At 62.0% G+C, this 15920-nt stretch carries 16 protein-coding genes; 2 read left to right on the top strand and 14 right to left on the bottom strand.

Annotated features, from left to right (window positions below):
* Positions 1-10: 10 nt before the first annotated feature.
* Genes AWB79_RS33205 through AWB79_RS39825 form a run of 3 tightly spaced genes read right to left on the bottom strand, consistent with a single transcriptional unit; the run spans position 11 to position 2720 of the window.
* Positions 11-1180 (bottom strand): ABC transporter permease subunit, encoded by a 1170-nt coding sequence (locus AWB79_RS33205; RefSeq protein ID WP_061171688.1) that lies wholly within the window; start codon positions 1178-1180, stop codon positions 11-13.
* A 20-nt stretch (positions 1181-1200) separates the two neighbouring features.
* On the bottom strand, positions 1201-2151 hold the full coding sequence (locus AWB79_RS33200; protein ID WP_061171687.1) for a branched-chain amino acid ABC transporter permease: 951 nt from the start codon (positions 2149-2151) through the stop codon (positions 1201-1203).
* A 23-nt stretch (positions 2152-2174) separates the two neighbouring features.
* A complete protein-coding gene (locus tag AWB79_RS39825; protein WP_157695900.1) occupies positions 2175-2720 on the bottom strand; it encodes a hypothetical protein in 546 nt (181 codons plus the stop codon).
* Between the two features lie 95 nt (positions 2721-2815).
* On the opposite strand from AWB79_RS39825, the gene AWB79_RS33195 reads away from it, so the two are divergent.
* Positions 2816-3718, top strand: a complete 903-nt coding sequence (locus AWB79_RS33195) for a LysR substrate-binding domain-containing protein (RefSeq protein ID WP_061171686.1) — start codon at positions 2816-2818, stop codon at positions 3716-3718.
* A gap of 70 nt (positions 3719-3788) precedes the next feature.
* On the opposite strand, the gene AWB79_RS33190 is transcribed toward AWB79_RS33195, so the two are convergent.
* The 3 genes from AWB79_RS33190 to AWB79_RS33180 form a co-directional block, all read right to left on the bottom strand.
* Positions 3789-4229 carry a RidA family protein gene (locus AWB79_RS33190; RefSeq protein ID WP_332459678.1) on the bottom strand — a complete coding sequence of 147 codons (441 nt, stop codon included), beginning with the start codon at positions 4227-4229 and terminating at the stop codon, positions 3789-3791.
* Positions 4230-4244: 15 nt separating this feature from the next.
* Positions 4245-5561, bottom strand: a complete 1317-nt coding sequence (locus tag AWB79_RS33185) for an NAD(P)/FAD-dependent oxidoreductase (RefSeq protein ID WP_061171684.1) — start codon at positions 5559-5561, stop codon at positions 4245-4247.
* Positions 5562-5798: 237 nt separating this feature from the next.
* Positions 5799-6122, bottom strand: coding sequence for a DUF2917 domain-containing protein (locus tag AWB79_RS33180; protein WP_061171683.1), 324 nt, complete (start codon positions 6120-6122; stop codon positions 5799-5801).
* 300 nt (positions 6123-6422) lie between these two features.
* Here AWB79_RS33180 and AWB79_RS33175 point away from each other — a divergent pair, with 300 nt between their 5' ends.
* On the top strand, positions 6423-7847 hold the full coding sequence (locus tag AWB79_RS33175) for an aminotransferase-like domain-containing protein (protein ID WP_061171682.1): 1425 nt from the start codon (positions 6423-6425) through the stop codon (positions 7845-7847).
* Between the two features lie 6 nt (positions 7848-7853).
* Here the strand turns inward: AWB79_RS33175 and AWB79_RS33170 are convergent, their stop codons facing one another.
* The 8 genes from AWB79_RS33170 to AWB79_RS33135 form a co-directional block, all read right to left on the bottom strand.
* The gene (locus AWB79_RS33170; protein WP_061171681.1) at positions 7854-8687 is read right to left on the bottom strand and encodes an NAD(P)-dependent oxidoreductase; all 834 of its coding nucleotides are present in this window, start codon (positions 8685-8687) and stop codon (positions 7854-7856) included.
* Between the two features lie 66 nt (positions 8688-8753).
* Entirely contained in the window at positions 8754-8984 is a 231-nt protein-coding gene (locus tag AWB79_RS33165) for a hypothetical protein (RefSeq protein WP_061171680.1), read from the bottom strand.
* A 141-nt stretch (positions 8985-9125) separates the two neighbouring features.
* Complete coding sequence (locus AWB79_RS33160; RefSeq protein ID WP_061171679.1) at positions 9126-10388, bottom strand: cytosine permease; 1263 nt, start codon at positions 10386-10388, stop codon at positions 9126-9128.
* A gap of 27 nt (positions 10389-10415) precedes the next feature.
* Entirely contained in the window at positions 10416-10808 is a 393-nt protein-coding gene (locus AWB79_RS33155; RefSeq protein WP_061171678.1) for an allophanate hydrolase-related protein, read from the bottom strand.
* Between the two features lie 37 nt (positions 10809-10845).
* Positions 10846-11811, bottom strand: a complete 966-nt coding sequence (gene arcC, locus AWB79_RS33150) for a carbamate kinase (protein WP_061171677.1) — start codon at positions 11809-11811, stop codon at positions 10846-10848.
* Positions 11808-13235 carry a YlbE family protein gene (locus AWB79_RS33145; protein WP_061171676.1) on the bottom strand — a complete coding sequence of 476 codons (1428 nt, stop codon included), beginning with the start codon at positions 13233-13235 and terminating at the stop codon, positions 11808-11810. Before AWB79_RS33145 ends, arcC begins: the two co-directional genes overlap by 4 nt.
* A 4-nt stretch (positions 13236-13239) precedes the next feature.
* Positions 13240-14799 (bottom strand): acyl-CoA synthetase FdrA, encoded by a 1560-nt coding sequence (gene fdrA, locus AWB79_RS33140; protein WP_061171705.1) that lies wholly within the window; start codon positions 14797-14799, stop codon positions 13240-13242.
* A gap of 242 nt (positions 14800-15041) precedes the next feature.
* The gene (locus AWB79_RS33135) at positions 15042-15710 is read right to left on the bottom strand and encodes a cysteine hydrolase family protein (RefSeq protein ID WP_061171675.1); all 669 of its coding nucleotides are present in this window, start codon (positions 15708-15710) and stop codon (positions 15042-15044) included.
* Between the last annotated feature and the right edge of the window lie 210 nt (positions 15711-15920).

Here is a 15920-nt window from a genome sequence, read left to right as displayed (position 1 = left end):
TTCCTCTCCTTCAGGCGCGAACGGGCTTCTTGCCGTTGCGCCGTGCGATCTTCGCGAGCTTGTCTTCATGCTTGGGCGCCGGCCACAATCCTTCCGAGCGATAGAGCATGATCAGGACCATCGCCAATGCGTAGACGAGCTGACGGATCACCTCCGTATCGACAATCTCATGACCAAACAGCACGTGCTGCAGCGGGCCCATGGTCGTGCGAAGGAACTCCGGAAGCACCGCGAGCAATACAGCTCCGAGAATCACGCCGGGAATATGTCCCATGCCGCCGAGAACCACGCAAGCCAGCACGACGATCGACTCGGGCAGCGTAAAGGACTCTGGCGACACGAAGCCTTGAAACGCGCCGAACATCGCACCGGAGAGACCACCAAACGAAGCACCCATCGCAAAGGCGAGAAGTTTTACGTTACGTGTATTGATGCCCATTGCCTTGGCCGCAATCTCGTCCTCGCGAATCGCGGCCCATGCGCGGCCGATGCGGCAGTGCTGCAGGCGCGTGCAGATCCAGATGACGACGAGCGCAGCCAGAACGAAGAGGTAGTAGTACGCGTACACCGAAGGGAACTTCAAGCCGAACAACGGGTGCGTCTGTGCAAGGCTGAAATCGCCGATATGCACGGGATCGATTCCGGTGATTCCTTTCGGGCCGTTGGTGATGTTCACGGGACGGTCGAGGTTGTTCATGAAGATGCGGACGATCTCCCCGAAGCCGAGCGTCACGATCGCGAGATAGTCGCCTCGCAGCCGCAAGGTCGGCGCCCCGAGCAGCACGCCGAACAGCGCCGCAACGGCCATCGCGCACGGCACGATGATGAGGAATGGCACGTGCAGACCATCGGGCGCGATGCGCGCGAGCCATTCGAACTGCGTGACCAGATGCGGCGAGGAAAGCAGTGCAGCGGTATATGCACCCACTGCATAGAACGCGATGTAACCGAGGTCCAGCAACCCGGCGAAACCGACCACCACGTTCAGGCCCAGTGCGAGCATCACATACAGCATGGCGAAGTCGAGCACGCGCACCCAGTAATTGCCGCCGGCGGCGCCGATGATCATCGGTGCTGCGATCACGAACAGCGCGGTCACGATACCCACGGTCACCGTCTTCGCGAGATTGCGCCCGGGAATGAGCGTGGTCGAATGCTCTGCTTGTTGAATCGAAGTCATGGTCCGGTGTTTCCCTTTTATCAAGCGCGATCCGCGACACGTTCGCCAAGCAGACCTGACGGACGGAACACCAGCACGATGATGAGAACAATGAAGGCGAACACGTCCTGATAGTTGCTGCCGAAGACGCCGCCGGTGAAGTTGCCGATATAGCCAGCGCCGAGTTGTTCGATGAGCCCCAGAATCACGCCGCCAACCATCGCGCCGCCCAGATTTCCGATGCCTCCCAGAACTGCCGCGGTGAACGCCTTCAGGCCCGGAATGAAGCCCATGTAGAAGTGAGCGTTGCCGTATTCCGAAGCGATCATCACGCCGGCCAGTGCCGCGAGTGCCGAACCGATCATGAACGTGGCGGAGATTACGAAGTTCGGGTTGACGCCCATCAGAGCGGCATTGGCCGGATTCTCCGCAATGGCCCGCATTGCACGGCCGAGCTTCGTCCTGTGTACGAGAAGAAGCAACCCGCCCATGACCAGGAACGCGACCACGATGATGACAATCTCGGTCATCGAGATAACCGCGCCGGGAGTCGTGGCCGTCGGTGCGATGACGTTGAGCGGATCAGTCGGAAGAAGCTGCGGAAAGGCGAGAGGGTTGCGCGACCAGATCATCATTGCGAGCGTCTGCAGCAGAATCGACACGCCGATCGCGGTAATGAGCGGTGCAAGACGCGGCGCCTTGCGCAACGGACGGTACGCAACGCGCTCGATCGTATAACCGATGACCGCGCAGACAACCGCGGCAATCACGAGAGCAATGCACAGCATCGGAACATTGCCCAGCCAGGGCATGTGGTTCTGCATGACGCCAATAGCGGAGAGCGCAACCATCGCGCCAACCATCAATACATCGCCGTGCGCGAAATTGATGATGCCGAGAATTCCGTACACCATGGTGTATCCCAGAGCGATGATGGCGTAGACGCTGCCAAGCACCAGTCCGTTGAGAATCTGCTGTATGAAGATGTCCATTACGATGCCGGGATAAATACGATTTACTCTTTTAGCCGCAAGAGTTTCGCGCGCACGAGCGAAGTTATCGCCAGCGTTTGAACGGTTGGAAGAAATAGAAGTGTTTCTTCAATCTTCCAACGCGATCGCCCTGAACTCGCGTCTCTATTAGCACTCTTGACTTTGAAGCTTCGAACTATTGCCTGATTAAAGCGGCCGGATTTATCTTGCTGTTTGCGGTTCAGCCGCTTCTTCAATCCGGTCCGTACTGCGGAGTATATTGCACCTCCAGATGCGGTCAAAGGAAAACAAGCCTTTATCGCGCTGTCGTTAACCCGAAAATTCCTTCCTGGAATTAGGTATTCCGATGGAGAATGGCTTAATGCTGATTGTTTTAAGCTTCCGCTCTCGCTTTGTCGTTTCGGCGAACAAATCGGCTCTGCCTTATCGGGCGGGCTTTTCAGAGACGCCTGCGGTTTGCGCGCGGAGTACGCGGCAGCACCGATGCGGCGCAGAACGAAAATTAAGCGCCTTTTCCATTCATTCTTCAGGCTTGGCGACTCTACGGCATCGACATGAAGTCTCGTCACACACCATGCCGATCAGGAATGTCTGGCGCACCTAATTGCTCTACAATAACAGACGAAGTTATTCACCTTTCCCACATGCATTCAGCGGTGAACAAATGGCAAATGTACTGCGAGTCTTGAGTTCTTTACCCCCGATCGAAACCCTGGTTTGCTTCGAGGCAGTTGCACGCTGCGGCACCTTCACGGGCGCCGCAAAGGAGTTATCGATTACGCAGAGCGCAGTTAGCAAGCAGATAAAGTCCCTGGAAGAATCTTTAGGCTGTGCGTTATTCGACCGTCATGCGAGGGGAATCAATCTAAGCAGAGTGGGTGCGAGCTTTCTGGACGAACTGGAGCCGCTGCTCTATAGACTTCAGCGTGCGGTCATGAAGGCCAGAGACGATCAGGCAGCAAAAGCCGTGTCCGTCGCGTGCACGCTGGGGGTCGCGCACTATTGGCTGTTCCCGAGAATCGTCAGGTTCAATCAGAAATACCCGGATATCACCGTCAGCGTGGTTTCCGCCAACTCGATGAACGAACAAACCTGCAGCGAGAACGATCTCGGCATTCTTTATGGCGATGGCCAGTGGACCACACTGGAGAGCGAGCAAATCATTCCGGAAGTCGTGTTTCCAGTGTGCAGCATGGAATTGCAAGTGCCCACTCCCGCTACGCCTGCGGAGCTTTGCGATCTACACCTGATACAACTGGATTCGAGTCAATGGGATTGTCTTGACTGGCAGGACTGGTTCGATCATTTCGGTGTGCGCTATAAGATTCCGCAAAACGCAATCACCTTCAACCAGTTAACATTGACGCTGAACGCCGCAATCGAAGGACTCGGCATCAGCCTTGCCTGGGAATCGATGGCGCGACCCGCGATGGAAGCGGGAAAGTTGAAACGGGTCGGCGAGTTTCAATTCGTCACGGGAAGAGGCGATCACCTCGTGTATGCGAAGCATCGCCCGCTTACCGAACAAGCCGCCAGCTTTCGTGACTGGCTCATTGCATCGATTTAGATACGGTGCACGCGGCATCCGTCTCCGATGCGCGGAGAGATGACACGTCGCACTCGCTGATTCGCCGTCGTTACCTGGAACTCGCCGCCATCGCAGTCACTTCGACGCGCATTCCCTCGACCGCGAGGGCAGCGACGCCCACCGCAGCACGCACGGGCCACGGTCTCGAGAAGAAGCGCTTATAGACTCCGTTGAAAACGGCTCTGTCCGCCATGTCGGTCAGATAGATCGTCAGATGCATGACACGATCCATCGAGCTGCCCGCTCCTTCGAGTGCGGCCTTCAGCGCCCGCAGCGTACATTCGCTTTGCGTTTCGATATCGCCCAGCTCCAGACTTCCGTCCGGGCGAATCGGCACCTGAGTCGTAACGAGAACGCCGCCAAACGAAGCAACATCAGAAGAGATGGATTCCGGATCGGCGTCCGGAATGAATTGAATGTCCTGGCTTGTCATAGATAACCTTGTCTTTTTCGCGACCGGACTTCGATGATGAACGAAGTCCTTGGCCATGAAGATGAATGCGCCTCAAACCTCGCCTTTGGCGCTGCTGACCTCCCGGTTCAGCCGCATCTTCGCGCCGATTCCACGAAACGGATCCGGCGGAATCCAGGAAGGCTTCGAGTTTTGAAGCACGAAATCCAGATTATCGCTTTTTACGCCGGACACGTAGTCCGCCATGTAGTACCCGAGATAGGTTCCCTTGACCACGCCCACGCCGTTGCATCCGCCCATGACGAATACGCCGTCACCTGCTTTCGTAAACGCGGACTCGTGGTTCAAGGTCACTCCAAAGACGCCACCCCACGTATATTCGAACGTCATATCCTTCAGAAAAGGAAACCGCGCTTCGAATGAGCGGCGATGCTGGCGCCACGCAGAATCGAGTTCATCGCGTGTTGCCCGAAGGTCGCCGAGAAAGTCGTAGGTGTTGCGCATGAAAATGCGCCGGTCATAGGTGAAGCGAACGGTCGAGCCTGCCGGATGCGCGGACGTCAGTCCCCACGACTTGACGTCCTTGAAGTGACGCATCTGATCTTCACTCAACGGATGCGTGAGGCTCGCGTACGTGAAGATCGGGGCAATCCGGTTCGACAGCTTTCCGAACTGCTCCGAGAACGAGTTCGTCGCCTGAATGAGCGTTCGCGCCGTGATCGTTCCGCCAAGGAACCGGAGTTGATGAGGCGGCCCGTATTCGACCGCCTGTACCGGGCTGTTCTCGAACAACGACACATTCGACGGCAACGCTCTGACGAGGCCCCGTACAAGAGCCGCCGGGTTGACCAGAACGTTACCCGGCGTGTACACCGCCGACTGGTAATAGTCGGTTCCGAGGCGCCTCGCCAAATCCTTGCCGGACACGACTTCGTGCTCGAAGCCCGCCTGCTCGAGCATGGCCGCGAAGTTCTCCAGATTCTTCAGGTTCTCCGATTCGTGGCCGGCCATATATTTGCCGGCGTCGATCCAGAACGGAATGCGGTATCTGTCCTTGAATGCGCGCAGTCTGTCGATGGCGAATGTATTGAGGCGATACTGCGAGCGAGCGTACTCAACCCCGGTTTCGTTGTAGTCGACGTTATGAGGCAGATCGATCAGAAAGCCTGCGTTGCGTCCGGATGAGCCCTGGCCGACCCGGAGTGCATCGACAACGGCGATGCGCGCGGATGGATGGAGTTCCGCCAGCCGCGTCGCCGTCGAAAGGCCAGTGAACCCGGCCCCGATCACCGCGAAGTCGAAGGTTTGCGCACCTTTCACTCGACGGCCGAGTTGAACATCTGAATCTGGCGCGGTCTCGAGCCAGCCAAGTTCGCCATCTATCTGGGGGAATTTCTCGATCTTATGCATAGCTGTCTCTCACCTGTCATGGCGAGACAATGCGTCAAAGCCGACTGAGGCGCAAACGAAATCGGGGCATGGAACATTCCAGCGCGGAATGCCGCATGCCCCGCCATGCACGTCGCGTCTTGTTTCCGGCTCAAGGACTGCAAGGCCTTCAGTCCTGTGATCATCCATTCCGGCCTGTCACCGACCGATACCGCCCATCCCCCACGGGAATCCGCGAAGAACCTCTTTTTGTCGACTCTACGCTCTGATGGTAACGACCTTCGCCGGCATCGCGCGGCGCGCAAACCATGCGCGCGCGACTTCGCCCAGGCTCCGCGCGCCACCCCGCGTCGAGTCGGACGCCAGCGAAAACCAGCTTGCATCCTGCGTGCCGCTGACCCAGATCGTCGTGTAAGGCTTCAATTCGACGGACGCGCCCGTGTCCAGCCAGTGGTCGTCGGGGTCGCCCTCTATGGTCAGCCAGATCTGTCCACGCTTGACGCGCAGCGTTTGCGGCCGGTCGATCACCCAGCGCGTGGGCGCGTCGCGCCCGTCGAGTTCGAAAGTCCGGATTTCACGCATGATGCTGCTCCTTTGATCGCTTGGCTCGGTGGCCGCGTCCCGCAAAAAGAAGAAGCAGCCGTTGAGTGAATTATTTGCTCGTTCGCGAACAGTTTGAATGCACACTTACGAACAGTTAAGCCGGAACTGTTCAGCTAAAATTTATGAACAGTTCGGCATCATCCGACACTCAAGAACATTTGGATCAGCCGTTCGGCCAGTCTTGACGGAGCTTTTCGGATGCGTTCGAATGCAGTATCGACACTGGCGAACAGCGAACTCAAACTGTTCACCGGAAACCACTGAACAGTTGGAACGACCATGAACGCACTTCCGCTCCACATCGACGGCGGCACGGGCGTGCCGCTGACCGAGCAGATCGTCACCCAGATCGAGGCGATGATCCGCGCCCGTCGCGTGCTCGCGGGCGCGAAGCTGCCGTCGATTCGCCAACTGGCCGCCGAGCAGCGCATCAGCCGCTTTCCGGTGATCGAGGCATACGACCGTCTGGCGTCGCGCGGGCTCATTCAGCCGAAGCACGGCTCCGGCTTCTACGTGGCCGATCACATCGAGGAAAGCGGCGGCCTCGCGGGCAACTGCAATCCGCGCCTCGCGGAAGAGGAATCGAACCAGATCCTCCAGCAGTTCAACTACCCCGGCGAGACGCTTAAGCTGTCGAGCGGCTTCGTTCCCGAAGCGTGGCGCGACGTCGAAGGCCTCACGCAGGCCATCCGCTCCGCGTCGCGCATGGACGTGTCCAGCGTGATCGATTACGCGATTCCGCACGGCGACACCAACCTGCGCCAGCAGATCGTGCTGCGCCTGAACGCGCTCGGCATCGACGCCGACCTGCCGAACCTCATGCTCACGAACGGCGCGAGTCAGGCGCTCGATCTCATCGTGCGCACCATGCTGAAGCCGGGCGATACGGTGTTCGTCGAAGATCCCGGCTATTACAACCTGTTCGGCCTGCTGAAGCTGCAAGGCGTGCGGCTCGTCGGCGTGCCACGGCTCGCGAACGGACCCGATGCCGATGTCGCCGAGGAACTGCTCAGGCAGCACAAGCCGAAGCTGTTCTTCGTCAACACCGTGTTCCAGAATCCGACCGCGACGAATATCGCGCCGCAGGTCGCGTTCAGGCTGCTGCAGCTCGCCACGCAGCACGGCTTCACGATCGTCGAAGACGATATCTACGCCGACTTTCAGGCCGTGCCCACACAACGCCTCGCGACGCTCGACCAGCTCGATCGAGTGATTTACGTGGGCGGCCTGTCGAAGACTTTGTCGTCGTCGCTGCGCGTCGGCTATCTCGCGGCGAACCGCGAGCTCGTGAAGAATCTCGTCGACGTGAAGGTGCTGACGAGTCTCGGCGGCACACGCTTCGCGGAAGCCGTGGCGGCGAGCCTGCTCGAACGCGGCACCTATCGCAAGTATCTGGAGCGTTTGCGCAAGCGCGTGCGCGATTCGCTGTCGGGCGCGGTGCAGACGCTCGAAAGCCACGGCTGGGACGTGTTCGACGAACCGAGCGGCGGCAACTTCGTGTGGGCGAAAGTGCCGGGCATCGACGATTCTGCGCTGCTCGTCGACGAAGCGCTGAAGTTCGGCGTCACGCTCGCGCCGGGAAGCTACTATCGGCCGAACGGCGAAACGTGTCCGTGGGTGCGCATCAATTCGGCCTACGCGGGCGACCGGCGCGCGACGCGCTTCTTCGAGGCGATGACGGAGTCGGCGGCCGCGCGCGCGTAAGCCTCGTCACTTGCGCGCCTCGTCGAAGAAGCGTTCGAGCGCGTCCGTTGCGTCCTTGTCCTTCGCAAGCCGAGCGTAGAGTCCCGCCGCGCCTTCGTAGATGCGATGTTCCGCGAAATCAGCGCCGATGAACTGCGCGATCTCTTCCATTTCCGCGACCCAGCGATACGCCTTCGGCGGCATGCGCGGCACATTGCCCGCGAGCCATTTGGCGAGCGCGGGCTGACTTTCCGCGAGCTCGGCGAACAATGCATCGCCCGCGCCGTTGCGCATGGCGGCCAGCGACATGGCCGAACCGAGCGCGGTCAGGCCTTTGGTGATGCCCGCGTACGACATCTTGAGCGCGGACGCAGCGCCATTCGGTCCATCCAGCGCCCGCACGACGAGCCCGGCATCGGCGAGCGCCTGCGTGCGCGCCGCATGCGGCCCGGACATGTAGAACTTCGGCGAACTGGGCGCGCCGATGATCGCGCCATCGACGAACGGCGTGCCCGCAGACTCGATCACGCGCGCGATCTTCGCGACGGTATCGGGACTGATCGCGTTGCAGTCGATATAGACCGGCTTCGCGTTCGAGTTCGCGATCACGAACGCCATTCGTTCAGCCGTCTCGATCGCGACCGCCGGCGGCACGATCGACATGATGAAGTCGCACATCGACAATGCTTCGAGGCTCGCGTCTTCCATGCCGGCTTCGCGTGCACGCGCGACGCTCGCCGCGCTGCGTCCTTCGAGCGATGTCAGCACACGCGCGCCGCCTTGCGTCAACACGCGGCCGATAGCCGATCCCATGCTGCCCGCGCCGATGAGCGCGACGGTCGTTTGCTTCGATTGGGTCACTTGCGAGCTCCGTGTGTGCGGTAACGACACACAGAATACGCTCGCGCAGAGCGCGACGCTCGGGCGCTATTCGCTGGCTTCGTCGGCGGCGGAATGCAGCTTCCAGCGTGCATCGAGCCGCTGCAGCATGTCGCGTCCTTTCGGCGTGAGCAGTGGCACGGGTACACCGGTCGGCAATCGTTCGATCTCGACGAGCGCTTCCTGCCGCAAGCGCGCGGCAGGTTGTCCGTAAGGTTCGACTTGATGCGGCGCGCGCTCCACGAGCAGGAGCGTGGCGATTTCATGAGGGCTCAGCATGCGAATCTCCGTGCATCGGACGAGCAGAGAACTCGTGCGTCAATGCATCGTAGAGACTCAAGCTGGCAATTCGACTACGCGAATTTTTCCGCGCGTTACCACGGTTACATTCGTGAAATGCGCCCCGCTTTCAGGCGCGTTTCAATGCCCTGCCGATTTCATCGTGCCGCGCGATGCGCCGAGCCGGCTCAGCACCATATAGCCGATGCACGCGACAAGAATCGAATCGAGCGACGGAATCGATGTAAGCGTGAACATGCCGCGCACCGTCGCGAAACCCGTCAGCGAACCGATGATCCACGCGACGAAGGTCATGTACTTCACCTGCGGCTCGCGCGCGAGCACGGCGGCGTCGTAGCCGTGACGGCGATACATCGCGAAATCCGCGATATAGATGCCGGCGACGGGCGGCGTCGCGATCCCGAGAAACAGCAGGAACGGGATGAACCACGACATGATGTTCATGCTGCCGACGATGACGGCCAGCACGCCCAGCGCGATCGTGATCTGCCACTTCGGCACCCGCGTGATGAGCGTCGAGGTGACGAGCGTGCCCTGGAACATGTTGCCCGCGTTCGCCGTGACGGTTGCGAAGATGATGAGCAGCGCCGCCGGCAGCGTCGCGCCGAAGATGGCCATCGCGGCGAGCAGCGAGCTCTTGCCGGTCAGCACGCTCGGCGTCGCGCCCGCCCAGTAGAGCAGCGGATAGGCGATCAGGAACGCGAGGAGCGCGCCGCCCACCGCGTGCTTGCGGTCGTGCGTGAAGCTGCCGAAATCGGGCAGCGTCGCGACCAGCACGATGATCGTGCCGACCACCGACGACACCGCGACGCCCATCGGCATGCTGGAGAGGCTGGACACGACCGGCGATTGCCCTTTCGTCGCGACGTGCACGATATAGATCAGCATCAGCGCGATCACCGGCACCGCGAACTGCGCGACGCGGCCAAGCACGTCGAAGCCGAACGCCGTCGACGCGACGAAGATCACGCAGCCGATGGCGACGACCACCGGCACCGGCACCGCGAGGCCGTGCTGCGCGAGCAGATCGGCTACAGAGTGCCCGAACATGTTCGCGGTCACGGCGATCCAGCCGAACAGGCTGATCGCCAGCAGCACGTTGATGGCGATCGCGCCCTTCTCGCCGAACGGATATTTCACGATGCCGTATGTCGGCAGGCGCGCCTTCTCGCCGACGGAAATCGTGATCGACGCGAGCACCCCAAGAATCACGCTGCCGATGCAGAGCACCTTGATGAGATCGGCGTTATTGAGCTGATTGCCGAGACTCGACGACGACAACAGCACGGGCGTAACGGCGATGCCGAGCAGGATCATCGCGATGCGATGCCCCGGCGCGGTGCTCAGGTTCGCGTCGCCGCGACTTTCATTCGAATTGCTCATGGCGATTCCTTTCTATGCGATGCGGCCTCATTCCGAATGGAACTTGCCCGTGTATTCACGCCAGCCGCCCTTTTCGGTGATTTCCTTCTGCCCTTCGACGAGCCACGGTTCGGCGAGCACGCCGAGCACCTCGCTGCCATCGGCGAGCAGCACTTTGCCGATGCACAGTCCCGCCGGCTCGCTCAGCAGAAGCTGGCCGAGCATCGCCATCGGCAGCGCCCAGACTTCGAGCGAAACCTGCACGCCGCCCTGCTTCACGCGCAGCATGCCGGGATGGCGGTCGCCGATGCTCCAGATGCGATAGCACGCGCCGGTGCGTTCCTCGCGCACGAACTCGCCTTGCGCCGCGATCATGTTGTGATTCAGTTCCAGGCCGCGCATCAGCGTGCCGTTGACTGCCAGAAGCGTCTTGTCGGTCATTTAGCCGTTTCTCCGTCGATGTGTTTTTGCGCCGTGTTCAGCGCGTGATCCATGTGCCCGTTTGACGGGCCAGCGCACGGTGGATCGCCGCCGGGCTCGTGATCAGCCCTTCGCCGCCGCGCCCTTGCGGTCCGGCTTTCGAGACGAAGCGCAGAATCGCCTCGACCTTCGGCAGCATGCTGCCCGCGCCGAACTGTCCCTGCGCGATGAACTCCCGCGCCTCGCCGATGCTCATGCTGCTCAGCCAGCGCTGCTCGGGCGTGCCGAAATTGACCGCGACCTGCTCGACGCCGGTCGGAATCAGCAGCAGGTCCGCATTCAGTTGCTGCGCGAGCAGCGCAGAGGCAAGATCCTTGTCGATCACAGCTTCGACGCCGGAGAGCATGCCCTTTTCATCGCGCACAACCGGAATGCCGCCGCCGCCGCAAGCGATCACCACGCAGCCTTGCTGCAGCAGCGTCCCGATCACGTCGCGCTCGATGATCTCCAGCGGCTCTGGCGACGGCACCGTGCGACGCCAGCCGCGTCCCGCGTCTTCCATGAGCGTCCAGCCGAGCTCTTCCTGACGCCGGCGCGCGGTGGCCTGGTCCAGGAATGCGCCGACCGGTTTGGTCGGCTTCGCGAACGCCGGATCATCGGCGGAGACGAGCGTCTGCGTCACCACCGCGACCGCGCGCCGCTCGATGCCGCGCCGAAGCAGCTCGTTCGAAAGCGCCTTCTGGAACATGTAGCCGATCGCGCCCTGCGTGTCGCCGACCGCGTAATCGAGCGGCACGGGCGCCACTTCCTGCGCGGCGATCTCGGAGCGCCGCAGGATGAAGCCCACTTGCGGGCCGTTGCCGTGCGTGAGCACGACCTTCCATCCCGCTGCGATCATGTCGACGATGTTCGCCGCGCTCTCGATCACCGCCTCGTATTGATCCGGAATGCTCAGGTGATGGTCATCGCGGATCAGCGCGTTGCCGCCCACGGCGACGATAGCCAGAGGTGCCTGTCTGTTCATGATGCGGTTCCGTCCTGTCGTTGCACGGTTTCGGCGAGTGCGCGAATGGCGGCGACAAAGCATTCCATCGGCGCGCTGGTGATGCCGGCGCCGATCTGCCCGACGCCCGCTTTCTTGTGCGCGATACCGGTGTTGATGACCGGCAGGATGCCGCGATCGACCACCTTGCGCGCATCGATGCCCGCGGCGGTCGGCGCGAAGTTGAGCGCGGGCAGCGTGAAGGCCGGATTGCCGCCGAGCGTGATCGACTGCATGCGGCGGCTGTTCGCAGTGGCGTCGGCGGGCGTGCCGCCGACGAACTTCACGATCGCGGGCGACGAGGCCATTGCGAAGCCGCCCACGCCCGCCGTTTCCGTGATCGCGCTGTCGCCGAGATCGGCGGCGGCGTCGTCCACGCCGTAGCCGGGAAAGAACAGGCCTTCGACCGGATTGGCCTTCGCCTGGAACCACTGCTCGCCCGTGCCGGACAGCCGGATGCCGAAGTTCACGCCGTTGCGCGCCATGACGGTCACCATCGAGCTGAACGGCACGTTGGCGGCGGCGTCCATCATGGCCTTGCACGCGGCCATCGAAAGATTCAGGAAGAAGTGATCGTTGCCGACGATCGCCGCGCAGACCTCCCTGATCTGCGACAGAGGCAGATCCGTGCCAAGCAGCGCCGGCACGATGCGCTTGATGAAGAGGCCGGTCGCCGCGCTGTTGCGGTTGTGGACTTCGTCGCCCATGTGCAGCGCCTGCGCCATGAGCGGCTTCAATTCGATCTCGCCCGAGACGCGCAGCGCCGCCTTCAATGCGGGCGCGAGCGTCGCCTTCATCCAGCGCAGCCGTTGCAGCACTTCCTCGCTGTTCGCGCCGAAACGCAGGACCTTGCCCAGACCTTCGTTGAAGTTGCTATAGGTGCGCTGCCCGTTCGCACGATTCTCGACCACGAACAACGGCATCGAAGGGCTGATGATGCCCGCCATCGGCCCGACCGCCTGATAGTGGTGACAAGGCTCGAGCGCCACGTCGCCGCTCGCCGCGAGGCGCGCCGCCGCGTCGTGATCCGCCGCCCAGCCTTCGAGCAGGATCGCGCCGATCACCGCGCCCTGTACGGGTCCGCACATCGCCTCCCACGCGATCGGCGGGCCGGAATGGAGGATGCGTTTTCCCTCCCGCATCGCGCCGATCGCATCCGAAGCGGTGACGATATCCACGAGCACGGGCTGCGCTTCCAGATAGCGCGCGAAGGCCGTCTCGTTCGCGCGCTCGACGAGCGGATGACGCAAGAGCCGCGCGAGATCGAGACCGGCTTCGATGTCGCCGAGCGCGGGCGGCTGCCACGCGAGATGAATCACTTCGCCGCCCGCGAGACGCAGGTTGTCGGCGAAGCTCGCGAGGCCGGCGTTCACCACTTTCAGCGGCTGGTCAAACAATTGAGTCATGCTGTTACTCCTTATCGGCCTGCAGCCGCGCGACGCGGCTCGCCCACAACGCGGCCTCGGCATTACAGCCCGCGACGAGCACGCCGGCTGCTTTCAGTGCATCGATCTGGCGGCTTCTGATTTGCGGATCGCCCTGGGTGCCGCAAACATGCGCGATCAGCACCGGCGCATCGCCCCCAGGCGCTTCGGCGCGCGCGCGTTCGAGTATGTCGATGAGACCTTGCGCCGGCGCCTCGGCCGCGCCGTATCCGAGCACGAGATCGAACAGGACGACGGCGGTTTCGCTGTCACGCAACTCGTCGCGAATGCGTTCGTCGCGCAAGGTCGGATCGATCATCGGATGAGGACGCCCACGCGTAAAGTCGTCGTCGCCGAGATCGACGATCGTGTGGCCGACGCTCTGCCAGATATCGTCGAGCTTGCTGTTGCCCGCGACAGGCGTGTTCGAACTCGCCGTCAGACCTTCGCGCTGGCACAGCAACTGGCTTTCGTAGCAGAACGTGCCGCCCGCGAACACGCCGCGAATGAAGCGGCGTGGCGCGCCGAGCGCTTGCGCATGGCGGACGAGAATCGCCTCGTCGCGCGCATCGACCCGTGCAACCGATGCGGGCAGCGGCGTCTTGTTGAGCAGCGCGACCGCGAACTGCGCGGCGTCCGCGAGCGTCAGCGCGGGCGTGAGGCCCGGGCCGCGCATGTCCCCCTCGGGCGCGCCGAGAAAGTTCACGACGACCGGTTTGCCCGCACGGCGCGCACGCTCCAGAATGCGTTCCGCGACTGCGCGCGCCGGCGGCTTCGAAATCAGCACGATGACTTCGGTGGCGGGATCTTCGGCGAGCGCGTCGAGGCCGAACTGCATCGAAATGCCGCCGATCTCTTCGTGCAGATCATGGCCGCCCGTGCCGAGCGCCTGCGAGACACCGGCGCCCAGTTGCTCGATGCGGCAGGTCACTTCCTGCAGCCCTGTTCCCGATGCGCCCACCACACCGATTGCGCCGCGCCGCACGACATTCGCGAAGCCGAGCGGCATGCCGTTCACGATCGCCGTGCCGCAATCCGGTCCCATCACAATGAGCCGTTTCTCGCGCGCAAGCGTCTTGATGCGCTTTTCGTCCTGCAGGCCGACGTTGTCGCTGAAGAGCATCACGTTCATGCCGAGTTCGAGCGCCTTGATCGCTTCGGCGGCGGCGTAATCGCCCGGAACGGAGATGAGCGCGAGATTCGCGTCCGGCGCGCGCTCGCACGCCATCGCGAGGCTCACGGGTGCGGCGTCTTCGCTCGCCTGGTTCGTTGGTGTGTCGGCGCGTGAGTTGAGACGTTCAGCCGCGAGGCGCAACGCCTCTTCGCACGCGGACGACTCGCCGCGCACCGCGATGACGAGATCGTTGGGACCGGCCTCGATGATGTCGCCGAGACCCGCGTCCCGCAACTGCGTGAGATTGGTGGGCGTGCCCATCACGACCGATGCCTGCTCCACACCCGGCAGCTTGCTGATCTGCGCGGATATCTGCATCAGCGAGACGGAGTCCTGATACATGTTTCTGAACGTTTCGATTTTGGTGGCCATGCGCCTCTCCATTTCTTTTGACGCGACCGCACGACGCCGGGGCACGCGCCGCCGCGAGCGCGATCCTTCGCGCATTGGGCGAACGTCCATGTGAATCTGTGCGCCCGCGCCGCGATGCGCCGGTCCGCGGGCTCTGCTTGCAGGTCTGTTCCATTCGCGGCGACGACCTCCGGCCGTTCACTGCCACGTGCACGAGAAGAACGCGCCGCGCCGGTCGATGCACCTGCGCGCGGCGTGCATGCTCAGGCGGCGATGCCTTCGATCACCGCGGCGGAATCGCTCACCCAGCCGAAAATCGCGCCTTGCGCCTTGATCATTTCGAGCGCCGATTTCTGGAACGCGGGGAAGTAGGAGCCCACGCAATCCTGCGGCACGATGCATTCGAAACCGCGGTCGTTCGCTTCGCGCACGGTCGTCGTGACGCACACTTCGGTGGTCACGCCGCACACGATCAGCGTCTTGATGCCGTGGTTCTTGAGGATCAGATGAAGATCCGTTTCATAGAACGCGCCTTTGCCCGGCTTGTCGATGACCGGTTCACCCGCAACCGGATACAGCTCGGGAATCAGGTCATGGCCGTTCTCGCCGCGCACCAGAATGCGCCCCATCGGACCATCCGTGCCGATGAACGTCTTGCCGCCGCGCGTGAGCTTCGCGGGCGGGCAGTCCGTCAGATCCGGCCGATGCCCCTCCCGCGTATGGATGACGAGCATGCCGGTACGACGCGCGGCCTCCAGCACGCGCCGGCATGGCTCGATGGCGGTGCGCACGAGCGAGACATCGTTGCCGAGCGCTTCGCCGAAGCCACCGGGCTCGACGAAATCGCGCTGCATGTCGATCATCACGAGCGCGGTGCTGAGCGGATCGAAAACCAAATTGAAGGGTTCAGCACGAAACTGCTTTTGCGCCATGACGATGCTCCCGTTTTAATAAATGAAATCCAGTCGATGAATCCCATAGATACATGTTCACGGTTAGTTACCCTGAATGTTATTTGATGAGTGCATGCACCGAACTTCAACGGATTATAGATTTTGATCATCGAAAGACAATGGGATGATTGGAAGCAGGCAAGCGATTTTCCAGAGGCGGGAATCATCACTGCCGGAATGGTCAATGCT

Origin of the sequence: Caballeronia hypogeia, assembly GCF_001544875.2 — a bacterium.
In the GTDB taxonomy this organism is placed as follows: Bacteria; Pseudomonadota; Gammaproteobacteria; order Burkholderiales; family Burkholderiaceae; genus Caballeronia; species Caballeronia hypogeia.
This window is presented reverse-complemented; position numbering and strand designations above follow the sequence as displayed.

Bases quoted from the DNA above. Each gene is read 5' to 3' on its own strand.
- AWB79_RS33205 (WP_061171688.1), bottom strand. From the start codon at position 1,180: ATGACTTCGATTCAACAAGCAGAGCATTCGACCACGCTCATTCCCGGG.
- AWB79_RS33200 (WP_061171687.1), bottom strand. From the start codon at position 2,151: ATGGACATCTTCATACAGCAGATTCTCAACGGACTGGTGCTTGGCAGC.
- AWB79_RS33195 (WP_061171686.1), top strand. From the start codon at position 2,816: ATGGCAAATGTACTGCGAGTCTTGAGTTCTTTACCCCCGATCGAAACC.
- AWB79_RS33190 (WP_332459678.1), bottom strand. From the start codon at position 4,229: ATGGCCAAGGACTTCGTTCATCATCGAAGTCCGGTCGCGAAAAAGACA.
- AWB79_RS33185 (WP_061171684.1), bottom strand. From the start codon at position 5,561: ATGCATAAGATCGAGAAATTCCCCCAGATAGATGGCGAACTTGGCTGG.
- AWB79_RS33180 (WP_061171683.1), bottom strand. From the start codon at position 6,122: ATGCGTGAAATCCGGACTTTCGAACTCGACGGGCGCGACGCGCCCACG.
- AWB79_RS33175 (WP_061171682.1), top strand. From the start codon at position 6,423: ATGAACGCACTTCCGCTCCACATCGACGGCGGCACGGGCGTGCCGCTG.
- AWB79_RS33165 (WP_061171680.1), bottom strand. From the start codon at position 8,984: ATGCTGAGCCCTCATGAAATCGCCACGCTCCTGCTCGTGGAGCGCGCG.
- AWB79_RS33160 (WP_061171679.1), bottom strand. From the start codon at position 10,388: ATGAGCAATTCGAATGAAAGTCGCGGCGACGCGAACCTGAGCACCGCG.
- AWB79_RS33155 (WP_061171678.1), bottom strand. From the start codon at position 10,808: ATGACCGACAAGACGCTTCTGGCAGTCAACGGCACGCTGATGCGCGGC.
- arcC (WP_061171677.1), bottom strand. From the start codon at position 11,811: ATGAACAGACAGGCACCTCTGGCTATCGTCGCCGTGGGCGGCAACGCG.
- AWB79_RS33145 (WP_061171676.1), bottom strand. From the start codon at position 13,235: ATGACTCAATTGTTTGACCAGCCGCTGAAAGTGGTGAACGCCGGCCTC.
- fdrA (WP_061171705.1), bottom strand. From the start codon at position 14,799: ATGGCCACCAAAATCGAAACGTTCAGAAACATGTATCAGGACTCCGTC.
- AWB79_RS33135 (WP_061171675.1), bottom strand. From the start codon at position 15,710: ATGGCGCAAAAGCAGTTTCGTGCTGAACCCTTCAATTTGGTTTTCGAT.